The organism is Oligoflexus sp. (assembly GCF_035638955.1).
Lineage (GTDB): Bacteria > Bdellovibrionota_B > Oligoflexia > Oligoflexales > Oligoflexaceae > Oligoflexus.
Map to the genome: position 1 here is coordinate 19,444 of NZ_DASQYZ010000259.1, position 10,750 is coordinate 30,193.

General features: G+C 52.0%; 11 protein-coding genes. 6 read left to right on the forward strand and 5 right to left on the reverse strand.

Annotated features, from left to right (window positions below):
* Window positions 1-2: 2 nt before the first annotated feature.
* Genes VE954_RS24355 through VE954_RS24365 form a run of 3 tightly spaced genes read right to left on the reverse strand, consistent with a single transcriptional unit; the run spans window position 3 to window position 2,123 of the window.
* Window positions 3-653, reverse strand: a complete 651-nt coding sequence (locus VE954_RS24355) for a prepilin-type N-terminal cleavage/methylation domain-containing protein (RefSeq protein ID WP_324957706.1) — start codon at window positions 651-653, stop codon at window positions 3-5.
* A complete protein-coding gene (locus tag VE954_RS24360; RefSeq protein WP_324957709.1) occupies window positions 640-1,251 on the reverse strand; it encodes a hypothetical protein in 612 nt (203 codons plus the stop codon). Before VE954_RS24360 ends, VE954_RS24355 begins: the two co-directional genes overlap by 14 nt.
* The gene (locus VE954_RS24365; protein WP_324957711.1) at window positions 1,248-2,123 is read right to left on the reverse strand and encodes a hypothetical protein; all 876 of its coding nucleotides are present in this window, start codon (window positions 2,121-2,123) and stop codon (window positions 1,248-1,250) included. Before VE954_RS24365 ends, VE954_RS24360 begins: the two co-directional genes overlap by 4 nt.
* A gap of 261 nt (window positions 2,124-2,384) precedes the next feature.
* Between VE954_RS24365 and VE954_RS24370 the strand changes: the two genes are divergently transcribed.
* The 4 genes from VE954_RS24370 (at window position 2,385) to VE954_RS24385 (ending at window position 4,961) form a co-directional block, all read left to right on the forward strand.
* Entirely contained in the window at window positions 2,385-3,575 is a 1,191-nt protein-coding gene (locus VE954_RS24370; RefSeq protein WP_324957713.1) for a helix-turn-helix transcriptional regulator, read from the forward strand.
* Complete coding sequence (locus tag VE954_RS24375) at window positions 3,572-3,955, forward strand: response regulator (protein WP_324957715.1); 384 nt, start codon at window positions 3,572-3,574, stop codon at window positions 3,953-3,955. The genes VE954_RS24370 and VE954_RS24375 overlap by 4 nt, the downstream gene beginning before the upstream one ends.
* Window positions 3,956-4,131: 176 nt before the next feature.
* Window positions 4,132-4,410, forward strand: a complete 279-nt coding sequence (locus VE954_RS24380; RefSeq protein ID WP_324957717.1) for a hypothetical protein — start codon at window positions 4,132-4,134, stop codon at window positions 4,408-4,410.
* Window positions 4,411-4,526: 116 nt separating this feature from the next.
* On the forward strand, window positions 4,527-4,961 hold the full coding sequence (locus tag VE954_RS24385; RefSeq protein ID WP_324957719.1) for a hypothetical protein: 435 nt from the start codon (window positions 4,527-4,529) through the stop codon (window positions 4,959-4,961).
* A gap of 173 nt (window positions 4,962-5,134) precedes the next feature.
* Here the strand turns inward: VE954_RS24385 and VE954_RS24390 are convergent, their stop codons facing one another.
* Window positions 5,135-5,572, reverse strand: a complete 438-nt coding sequence (locus VE954_RS24390) for a hypothetical protein (protein WP_324957721.1) — start codon at window positions 5,570-5,572, stop codon at window positions 5,135-5,137.
* Between the two features lie 126 nt (window positions 5,573-5,698).
* Here VE954_RS24390 and VE954_RS24395 point away from each other — a divergent pair, with 126 nt between their 5' ends.
* Window positions 5,699-6,793: a peptide-N-glycosidase F-related protein gene (locus VE954_RS24395; RefSeq protein WP_324957723.1), complete on the forward strand. Its 1,095-nt coding sequence runs from the start codon at window positions 5,699-5,701 to the stop codon at window positions 6,791-6,793.
* Window positions 6,794-6,800: 7 nt separating this feature from the next.
* Window positions 6,801-7,418: a glutathione S-transferase family protein gene (locus tag VE954_RS24400; RefSeq protein WP_324957725.1), complete on the forward strand. Its 618-nt coding sequence runs from the start codon at window positions 6,801-6,803 to the stop codon at window positions 7,416-7,418.
* Window positions 7,419-7,501: 83 nt separating this feature from the next.
* Here VE954_RS24400 and VE954_RS24405 read toward each other — a convergent pair whose 3' ends face one another.
* Window positions 7,502-10,291, reverse strand: coding sequence for an ATP-binding protein (locus VE954_RS24405; protein WP_324957727.1), 2,790 nt, complete (start codon window positions 10,289-10,291; stop codon window positions 7,502-7,504).
* Between the last annotated feature and the right edge of the window lie 459 nt (window positions 10,292-10,750).

Below are 10,750 nucleotides of genomic sequence, written 5' to 3' on the forward strand. Positions count from 1 at the left end.
CATTAGCGAATAAAGCTGACTGAGTTACGCTGCTGCATGGGAATCTGATTGATCATGCCGTGCAAGGTCACCTTGGTTGGGTTCTGCTTTTGGCGTTCGTGCACGAGCTGAAGGCCGTGGATCTTGATACGATCTCCCAATGTTTCAAAGCACAGGGCAGAACCGGCAACGCCACTTCGCTTTTTCAGCTGTTGATGGGCTTGATTGAGGCCGGGATAACTCACTCGGGATTTCTCCAGACCACCCGATTCGGTGAGGACCTCCACAAAGGGCAGTCCATCACAGGCCAGTCCCTGATAGCAGCCCTTATCCGCAGCGTTGGCATTTCCCAGGACGAATGTTTCGCCATTTATTTTGCGACACAGGCTCGAAACGGTGACCCTGGCCCGCAAGCCGTCGGCCTGTTCCTGTTCAAACGAGAGGCGATGGGCTTGGACTTCAACGGCTGTGTCGGGCACTTTGCTTTTCATGTTTTTTCGAATCAGGTTCAAGCCCGTCATAAGCTGATCACGAGCGTCCCTCTGCGCGGTTTGAAGCATCGCATTCTCTTCCTGCCGCACACTGTAGCTGGCATACTGCTGTCCCGCCAGAGCAAGGATGGCGACCGCTATCATGAGTTCAATCAGGGAAAAGCCTTGGTTATTGGACGGCATAGTAGAACCCACTTTTTTGATGTGTATCGCGGTTTTTGTTTGGCTGCGTCCAGTACTGGCGGTAGTAGATTTGAATCCCGATGTCCGCCTTGGACAGACTGTTATTGTAGCGGTTGCAGTCAATCGGCTGCTGCCATCGATCCACCAACCGTATGGCCAATTCCGCTACGTTAGAGGTCGCTCCAAGAAAACTGTTGGGATGGATGTCAGGATTCTTCTCTATATCAATACAAAAGTAGAACTGACCCGTGCTCGAGAGTTTGGGCTTGCTGCAACGATTTTTCAACGATCCCAAGTCTCTGGGCGTGGCGGCCAGGTTCGTCATGCTGCTGATTGTGGCCTTGCTCCCATTGACGTCAAACGTTGAGCCCATTCCCAGCTGATTGCTGCAGAGCATGGGAATCCGATTCAGAGCGAATGTGCCCACTTTTTCGGTAAAGCCTTCCAGCTGGAATTCCGAGGAACTTTTAGCGAAAGCTCTATCATCAACAATTTTGGCATTCAGTTTGGCTTTCATGGCCAGGGTGCTGACGATCACGAGGATGCCCATGGCTATCAGGATATCGAGGAGTATACCGCCCTGTTCGTTATTTTTCATTGTGCCCTCCTTGAAATGGAAATTTCACAAGTGCTGGTGTCATTGTAGTAAAGGGGCAGAGTGAGCCGATTGTCCTTGATCTGGATCGGAACGACGCCAAGCTTTTTTTCCTCGGCCAAAGTCCTGCTCAGAAAGTCGAACTGGGACTCGCCTCCGCCATGGCTGGTCAGATACTTGCGATACTGGGATGCGGGCCGTTCTATGGTGCCGTCAAACAGATGAAGGCCACCTTCAAAGGCTGCGAAGCTATAGGTATAGAACAGGTAGTCAGCGGTGAAAGACTTGTCTCCAGGATTTTTGATGGTCGCATTTTCGAGCTTTTTGAAATCGATCGGGTTCAGCTTGCTGCAGGAGCTGCGTCGGTTCTCGCTGCAGAGGGAGAGTCGGTAGAGCTGCAGCGAATCCCGAGCCGGAATGATCATGGGTACGATGAGCTTCGATTTCAACTGAGCGATACGGATGGTCTTCTCGACCAGGATTTTTTGCTGGCTGTCTTCCACGGTCAAAAGCAAATTGCCTTGGTCACCGGTCACACTGCGGATCAGATCAATGTCTCCATTCTGACAAGCCCTGCCCACGGGTATAATTTCGAAACTGAGTTGCATGCCCTTGGACGTAACCGTAGGCTTGAAGGTGCTGCCACCGAGGGCCATGCGGTCACGAGCCTGGTTGCGTAGCTCCGGAAGGCTCGCCTTGGGACTGGTGACTGCGGGGGCTTTGGACTCTGTCTGGACGCGCTCCACGGCCTGGCTGGACATAGATCGGGCCGCAGGCTGCTCCATTTTTTTCTTACGAAAGGGATTAAAGACCAGGAACAGGCCTCCAAAGAGGATGACGAGCAGTAAGAAATGTTTATTCACGAAAGCTTTCATCTCATCCTCCCTGGCTCAACGTTTTGTGACGTTTGTTATTATCCTTTTCGAAATATGTGACGTCCGAGTTGACCCCGGCTTGATAAGGCAATCGATGCGGGATCTTGTGTGGCTCTAAAAATGTGACGGAAGCGTCACACGAAGCGCCCTAATCACTTTGGACTATGAATCTAATCTATTGATAATATTAAAGCTTTGTTCGACGGCTAAGGAATGTGGGATTTCGGGTCGATACCTTCTGTGACGGAGGTGTGACTGTAGGTGAAGAATCGCATTAAGCTCAACATTACCAATCTTAAGAAATCCGTCGCCCAAAAGCGGATCAAAAAAGCTGATCTGGCTGTTGATATTGGTGTCACGCGTGAGACGTTCAGCCGCTGGCTGTCGGGTAAGGTCGAATATATCGATGAAGCCAAACTGCAGCGATTGAGCGAAATCCTGGAGTGTGAACTCTCCTGGCTTTCTCCGGAGATTGCGCCGACGCTCAAGAAAACGTCGGCATCTTGGAGCGCATCCGATCGTATCCGTGGCGATGACCTGATTCGAATGGGATTGTATTCTGATCTGTGGCGTGACGTCTCCAATCTTTATGCCACGACCCAGCATCCGGACATCGTGGAAGATGGCCTTGTGAACCACAAACTGTGCATGGCCTTTCATTCTCTGATGGATCTGGATTTTTCGGAGCATGCACGTTGGAGTACCCAGCCGGACGACCAGCACAAAAATCACGAATTGTTTGATGTGATGGCCCGCTATAACCTCATCTCAGGTCTTGCTCTGCTGATCTCGGGCCAACTGGAAGACGGGCATCGTTTGTTCAAACGAGTTATTATTCAAGCCCACAGTGAATGGCTTATTTCGTTTGCTTACCTGTTGTCTGGATTTTGCTTCAGCCTGGGATCATCGCGCCAGGAAGCAATGAATACCTGGAATCGGGGTCTTCTGAATTTTCCCAAGAGTCAGGATGATTTGACAATCTTTATGCAAGCGAACCTGCGTCTTTCGCTTTGCGCGCTGAACCTTGACAAAGACCCAGCCCAGGCTCAGGTGGAATTGCAACTTGCCGGCAAGCTGTTTGACGCCATAGGCTATCGATATGGACGTGCCCGTTGTCTCCCCTACGAGGCTTTTCTGTTGTGTCTTCATGATGACAAGGACGCGGGTCTGGAGAAGATCCAGGAGGTCTCGGGTTTCCTGTATCGGCTGCCTCGTCTCTATCAGCTCGAAGCCATTCTTTTGATGGGCAGGAGCCATATCGCTCTGGGCCAAGAGGAGGAAGCCTTGCATTATATTGAGATCGCCTATGATCTCGCACATGGCGTCGACGTTCTTTTGGATCTGGTGAAACATCATGTCAGTCGTCTCGCTCAGTCGGATGAAAAAATCAAAGCTCAGGTCGCCCAGTTCCATAAAAAGTGGGCAGCTTCAAGTGCGAGGAAAGTGTTATGAAGACAATTTTAGTGGTCGAGGACACCGAAGCCCAGCGCAATGAAATCCTTGAGAGTCTGTCCAGGAATCCTGACTATCAGGTTGTGGAGGCGCATGACGGTGATCAAGGCTATGCGATGCTGGCCAAAGATCCCAAAAGGTTCGACCTTATTTTTCTTGATTATCATATGCCTGGCATGAATGGGATCGATGTCCTTCGCAGGCTCGAGCGGGAAGGCAAGCGCGTGGCTTGCCCTGTGGTGATGATTACAACCGAAGTGGAATCGAAGGGGTCGGAGGTGAAGGACCTGAATATCATGGCCTGGGTGGTCAAGCCTTTTAGCAAGCACAGGCTTGAACAACTGGTGGTCCAGATCTTCGATTTTTTAGAGAAGCCTTGACCACCATGGAGATGGAATCAACCACCAGCTTGACGGGGTCATGAAGAGGTGTCGTCATGACTGGTTTAGGATCGTCCTTATCGTGATTCACACATGGCATTTATCCTGCATTGAAATCTGATTGCTCAGATGAGTCCTGCCCTTTTGAAATTGGGCTTAAAAACCGGGGATGATCCATGTTTCGTACGCTGTTTCAATTGCTGATTATTGGTTTTTTAGGCGTGCTCGCTTACGAATTTTTCGCCGGCGACAAGGCCCGGACCTGGAGCTATTGCGGCGACGATTTAAAAAAAGAAAAGCGCAAAATGGAGCGTGAAGTTGCCGACGCGACGCGTGATGTCGGGAGCGGCGCTGAAGTTACCTGGAAGGAAAATGCCAACTGCATTTCAGCCAGTGTAAAAAATAATCAGAGAGTGTCCTCTTATTTAATGGAAAAAGTAAAAGAGCGATTCTAAAGGTGGCCCGCATGATTGTCATGCAAGGGATTCTTCAATGGAACACCGAGGCATGCTTGTTGCAATGCCTTGGCGAGTTGATTTTGCAGTAATTTATCCATTGAGGAGTAAGTGCAATGATGGTTTCCCTGACACGCAATCTGGCTCTTGGCATCATGAGTGTTGTTCTGGCCGCTGCCTGTACGTCGCAGAATGACACCAGTGCCGAACGTTCCGCCGAAGTTTCCGCCAACCAGGACACACCTAAAGAAAATATGAAAGAAGGCTGGCAGGACGTGAAAGAAGGCACACGCGAAGTCGCGTCCGGAGTTGGCCAGGCTACAGAAAATGCCGCCGACAAAGCCGTCGCCGGCGTGAAGGAAGCAGGCCGCGAAGTCAAAGCCAGCACCTGCCCTGTGATTGGCAATCGCACCTCTCGCATCTTCTACACACAGACGGACAAGGACTATTCCAACATGCTGAAAGGCGATAAGTTTTTGAGCGCCGATCAGCGCGAATGCTTTATGTCGGAACGCGCCGCTCTCGATGACGGTTACAAAAAAGCCCGTTGAGACCTGAGTGCCTGACCTGAACCAGTGGATCCAACTGTGGTTTGGGTAGCGGTCGTCCTGATGGATCTGACCGCCGTTCTCAACCGTCACGCCCGGTTAATACCGGCAGAATGAAGCCCGATTGGGACCTTGCTGCCGCCGTTCGTGACGGGGATCTCGCCTAAGCGACACGCTTAAGACCTCTTTTTCCATACCTGCCAGGCACCCGCCGCAGCCAATCCACCGATGAAATACCACGAAAAAGCCATCATCCGGGTTTCCCATGTACGTGCCTGGGGCCGGTGACCGAGTCCCATGAGCTGAGGCAAGGTGATGGCACCCAGACCTGCCGCGGCTCCCAAAGCGGCACCTCGCTGCCACACAGTTTGAGGTCGGCCCCATCCAACGGCTGCATAATAAATGGAATTGGAAATAAGATCACCAGCCAGCGCCAGCCCCTGCGCTTGAGACGAGTCGTGCCCGAGACCCAGTTTATCCGTCAAAGGTCGAAGCGCGCGACGACCCAGAACATCCATACGCGGTGCCTTATCGGTGACAAGGCGCGCCGTTTGATGAATCAGAGTTAATGTCGTCGCTCCAGCGACCCCGGCTATCCATGAAGATTTGAGCATGATTCCGTACCCTCCGCAAAATTTTCTAAAGCCCTGTCCTGCCAGTTTCATGCCGTTTGACCTGCTCCTGTTTCTGTTATAGAAGACCAACAAGATTTACCAACAGTCGCTCGATAGGAAAGAATTATGCATCCTCTGCGGATCCTTCTCGGTCTGATGTGTTCTGTCAGTTTCAGTGTTTCTGCGGCCGCGCCCCAGACTTTGCGAATTTTTAACGACATACTATTTTACGATGGTTATGCCGCCAAAGTCAGCGAGCCCATTGCTGATGGGGTCCTGCGCCATCGCAATGATCTCTATGCGAGACCGCTCACAGAGCAGGAGCTGCTGGGAATTGGCAGCACACTGACCGCGCATGTCACAATCAAAGCCGCCTGTGATAATTACGATCGCATAGGTAACATCAATTTAGCTCTGGTTCCCAAAGGATCGGTGGCGTATAGCCCCGAGCAGGTTGCGAGAATTGAACTGGGACGTTTCATCACGCCGTTCATGAACAAGAATCTAAAACCTGATGCGGTTCCTTATAGTTTTCAACTCGATCACGTGGCTGCGGTCCTGAACGACGCCGCCCTGCATAAGGCCTATGATTTCTGGGTTGAGCTGGAAGTGTTCGGTGTTCCCTATGCGGCTCAAAACGAAGTCGCGGGCTGTGCAGGCCGTAATGATGTGTTCTATGGGTCCTTGGACTTTGTTTCGCAAAATGAGCCGGTTGCGGCTGATCAAGCCGTGCTGTTGCCGCTCAATTTTAAAAAGAACCTGAATAACTATGAGGCGGGTGCCACCGATAACCTTGGGCAGACGGTGCGAACGATTGCGTTCGACCTTCCCTATGCCGTGCGTGATGCCAGGTTCTATCTGATCACGTCCAATCACGGGGCCAACGCCGGTGGGGAAGAATATAATAGACGTGTTCATGATATCTTTTTTGACGATCAACTGGTGCTGAGCTATAAGCCGGGCGGTGTTTCCTGCGAACCGTTCCGGGTCTACAATACTCAGGGTAACGGCATCTATGGCCGCACACCGAGAACGCCTGAGCAGTGGGCGTCCTTCAGTAACTGGTGTCCCGGTCAGGCGATTCCGCTCCGGGTCATTGCTGTCGGTGATTTGGCAGCGGGCCAACATTCCTTTAAAATTTCGGTCCCCACCGCAGTTTTTGTCGAGGCCCAGGGTTATATTCCCGTGTCCCTGTACCTGCAGGGCCACGCGACGCCGTGAGGAGTTGATGGTGAGTTACTTGCTGTATACCGCGCGAGGCTGTGGCGGCGCAATGGTCGAAGTTGTTCTGCAAAAGCTCAAGCTGCCGCATGATATACGCATACTCGAATGGGGGAAGTTTGCCGAAGGGGATTATCCGACGATCAATCCTTTGCTGCAGGTGCCGACCTTGCGTCTGCCATCGGGCGAAATCATGAGTGAAAGTTTAGCCATCTGCACGTTTCTGAATGCCAGGCATCAGGGGACACTGGTGCCTGATCCTCAGGATAGGGCCTATGCCCGGTATCAGCGTTGGTCCGTTTTCCTGGTGGCATCTATCTATCCCACTTTTTATTATGGTGATGAAACGTCGCGTTGGGTGACTCCCGAGGCGGCGCAAGCAGAATTAAAAGCGCGCACGGATCAGCAACGGGAAAAAATGTGGCTGCAGATGGAAGATGCGGCGGCAGGCTCGCGGTACTTTCTGGGTGAACAGGAGTCCTTGATCGACATCTTTGTGGCTATCATGGTGCACTGGCGCCCACGCCAGGAGTGGTTTCGCAAGCACGCCCCGAAACTGTCATCCATTGCCAGGCGTATTGCGGATCAACCGGAGCATGCTTCGACATTTGCACAGTTCAGCTGAACGAATAACCCTTGGGTCGTTCGGCTCCTGCGGCCGAAGATGACACTTCGCATGATGTGCCGCTGGCATGAGGATCGGAAGGTTCAGGCGGATTTGCTGAGTGGCGCAGGGACTTGCAAGCGATCCATGGGAATTGTGAGACGCAGACAGGCTCCGCGTGCATCGTGACGATTGTCGATGCGACAGCTGCCGCCCCATGCTTCAGCCAGATGCTTGATCGCGGCGAGTCCGACGCCTCGTCCGCTGGTCAGGCTCAGCTGCGGCGCAGTAGTGACCTGATCCATGAACAAAAATTGGGAAAGATCGTCCATGTTTTGCGAGGGCAGCCCTTTTTGAAGAGCCTTCAGGCGAATCGCTTCCCAATTGATGCCTGCTCCATTATCGAGGATGGTCATGACGAGGTTGTCCGATTCGATCGAGGCTTCCAGATGAATCTCGACGGAATCAATGGCCTCACCCCGATCACGTGGAAAAACAAAACCGTGATCAATACTATTGTTCAGGGCATGCATCACGGTTTCACGAGCTGCCTGGACAAATGCAGCCGGCCAGCCCTGGATATCGTCGCGTATGAAAACACCCTTTAAACGTAGCTGCTTCTGGGCAAGCGTCTGTCGCAATGTGTCATTCTGCTCTGCAGCCATGCGATAAAGAGAAAAAGGCAAAGCCGACCCTGGACGGGACGGGCCTTTGGCCGCTGCGAACTGCGAAAATTTATTCAACAAATCTTCATACTGGGATATCCCTTGGAGCCATGGCTGCCACATACCTGAATGGGAGAGCTTCTGCTCAGGATCGCTGACCAATGAGCTTTCCAAATCGTGCGTCGCTTCACTCAGGGAACTCAGGCCAACGGTTCGGGCGATTCCTTTAATGGAATGCAGATCCCGCAAAATTCTTGATGAGTCCGGGCTGGGCGAACTCTGGATCATGGCCGCAAGCTGACTGGCTTTGCCTAAGAGTGGCGCCACAGCCTCACCGTTGGCGCTGACCAGCTCACTCATTTTCCGGGTGAGCTGACCATTATTGATGCGCATCGAAGCCACTTCCGACTCCAGTGATTTCCTTAACGTGACATCACGCAGGATGACAAGGACCCGCTGCAGGCGATGGAAGCGGTCAAAAATCGGCTGCCAGACGACATCAATGATCGGCGTTCGGTCTGGCAGGAGGAGGGTTATTTCCTGAGGCAGATGCGAGGCATTGAGGTCCCAGGCGATCTGCTCCTCGCCCAGGCAGGCCCCCAGCGCTTCACGTATAATACTACGTTGTTCGGCGCTTAGATGGGACGACGCAAACATCACATCCAGAGCATCCATACCACTAACGATGTTCTTGTTGTCCAGGATGGTCAGAAGATAATGAGAATGATGGGATTCAATCCGTAGATCCCGATCAATCGTCAGGATGGCCTCTTCAATATGATCGAGGACACGCTTCATGGCTTCCTTGGTTTTTTTGATCTCAATGGAACGGAAAATAGCCAGGAGCAGGACGGCGATGATCAGGGCACTCAGCAGCAGCAACCAGGTGGTGACGTATCGGGCCTTTTCCTGAGCCTGAATTTTCTGCTGCTTCAGCTCATTTTCCTTGGCCAAAAACTTGCTGCGCTCCTCTTCCGCAATCAGGCCGATCCGTGCACTCTGTTTGGCAAATTCAGATTTTTCCTTGTCATCAACGATCGCGCCATAGAGTTTGTTATAATTTTCCAAGGCAGTGAGGGCTTCCCAGGGACGGCCCAGATTTTTATGAATCGTTGCCGAGAGCAGCTCGACTTCAGACAGAAGGTCATTGGCATCAGCACTCATCAACTTTTTGACAGTTTTGAGATCGTCCAAGGCATCCTGATAAGACGCCAAACCTGTCTTGGCCCGGGCCCGCAATATGTAACCTCTCGCGAGCAAATTGCGGTCGTCGATCTTCAAACGATCCTGGATGGTGTGATTCGCCAGGATCAAAGCTTCCGCATATTGCTGCCGCAGCAGGGACATTTCGCAAAGACCCGCGCGCGCAAAACTCACGACCCAACCGTGACCTGATTCCAGTCCCATTTTTAAGGCGCCGCTGAAGTAGGCCTGGGCCCTTGTTATGGATTCGTCATGCTTCTGTTCCGCCTCGATATAACCAAGCTGAACAAGATTATTGGCACAGAAGGAGCGCAAGGGATAGGCTTTGCAAAACTCTTCGATGTCATGGAATATTTGCAGAGCTGGGCTTTGTTCCCCTTGTTCCAGCAAATTATTGGCCAAAGCCTGCTTCAATACCGCATGATCGATCGGTTTAAGATCGGGATACTTCGCAATGTTTTCGCTGTACTGACGGATGATTGATGACGCGGCACCCAGCTCGCCCAGGCCGGTGAGGTAATCGGCGTAATAGAGGGCCATTTTAAAAGCGGTGACTTGATCACCTCTCTGATCCGCCTGTCGAATCAGCTCCTGATAATGGCTTTTTTTCTCGCTGGGGGAACGGTGGCTGCCAGGGTCCTGACTCTGGTTATCCACATCCACAGCGTAGTCCAGAAAATGGATCATTTCGTAGGTCATGCCGTGCTGTTCCGCAATGCGGCTGGCCTTGAGAAAAAGGTTTTTGGCATCGGGAATGTCCGACCACTTGGGGACGGACATAGCCTGGGCCCATACAGCTCGAACCCAGCGCACGGGTTCCTGATCCGAATGGAGCTGCTGGAGCTGCGCCGCGGACCACACACGCAAGGACGCAGGATTATCATAATAAGCCAAACGAAGGGAATAATGGTCATCGAGGTTGGGTTGAAAATTGCCAAAGACGCTGGACGTAACAAGACTGACCAGGACCAAACCCAGTGAAGCGAAGGACCATGGACGAAGAGGTGATAATGGCCGCTTTGTCATAAAACCAAATGCAAAGATTTTTGTGGACTCTTTCCATTATAGAAAGGGTTCACGGTTATCCCCAAGGGATGAATCTTCCCAGCACATTTCTGCCTAAGAGAGCGCACGAAAAATCCGGCATATAATCGCGGCTACCCTGACGAAATCGAAGTAGAATCCAGCGTGTATCGAACGAGTTTACAAGACGGATAGATCGTCGGGGAAATTTCTCATCGGGAAACGCCGGGAATTTGGCCAGAAATTTTTCGTAATGGGAGAGCTTGGTTTTAAGACTTCTAAAATCGACGGCTCAGCCAAGCCGAACTTACCGTTCAAGTGCCGGTGAACATCGCAGCTCGGATACACGTCCGGAATCGGAATACGATCCCCCAAGAAGCGGCCATGCGTTTACCCTGCTTGAAGGCATCCGTTGGTAAGTAACTACCCTGAATTCTGACCGGGCAGCAGGGGATGGTAAGG

Excerpts from the sequence above, each read along its gene's own strand:
- VE954_RS24355 (WP_324957706.1), bottom strand. The coding sequence starts at position 653 with ATGCCGTCCAATAACCAAGGCTTTTCCCTGATTGAACTCATGATAGCG.
- VE954_RS24360 (WP_324957709.1), bottom strand. The coding sequence starts at position 1,251 with ATGAAAAATAACGAACAGGGCGGTATACTCCTCGATATCCTGATAGCC.
- VE954_RS24365 (WP_324957711.1), bottom strand. The coding sequence starts at position 2,123 with ATGAAAGCTTTCGTGAATAAACATTTCTTACTGCTCGTCATCCTCTTT.
- VE954_RS24375 (WP_324957715.1), top strand. The coding sequence starts at position 3,572 with ATGAAGACAATTTTAGTGGTCGAGGACACCGAAGCCCAGCGCAATGAA.
- VE954_RS24380 (WP_324957717.1), top strand. The coding sequence starts at position 4,132 with ATGTTTCGTACGCTGTTTCAATTGCTGATTATTGGTTTTTTAGGCGTG.
- VE954_RS24385 (WP_324957719.1), top strand. The coding sequence starts at position 4,527 with ATGATGGTTTCCCTGACACGCAATCTGGCTCTTGGCATCATGAGTGTT.
- VE954_RS24390 (WP_324957721.1), bottom strand. The coding sequence starts at position 5,572 with ATGCTCAAATCTTCATGGATAGCCGGGGTCGCTGGAGCGACGACATTA.
- VE954_RS24395 (WP_324957723.1), top strand. The coding sequence starts at position 5,699 with ATGCATCCTCTGCGGATCCTTCTCGGTCTGATGTGTTCTGTCAGTTTC.
- VE954_RS24400 (WP_324957725.1), top strand. The coding sequence starts at position 6,801 with ATGGTGAGTTACTTGCTGTATACCGCGCGAGGCTGTGGCGGCGCAATG.
- VE954_RS24405 (WP_324957727.1), bottom strand. The coding sequence starts at position 10,291 with ATGACAAAGCGGCCATTATCACCTCTTCGTCCATGGTCCTTCGCTTCA.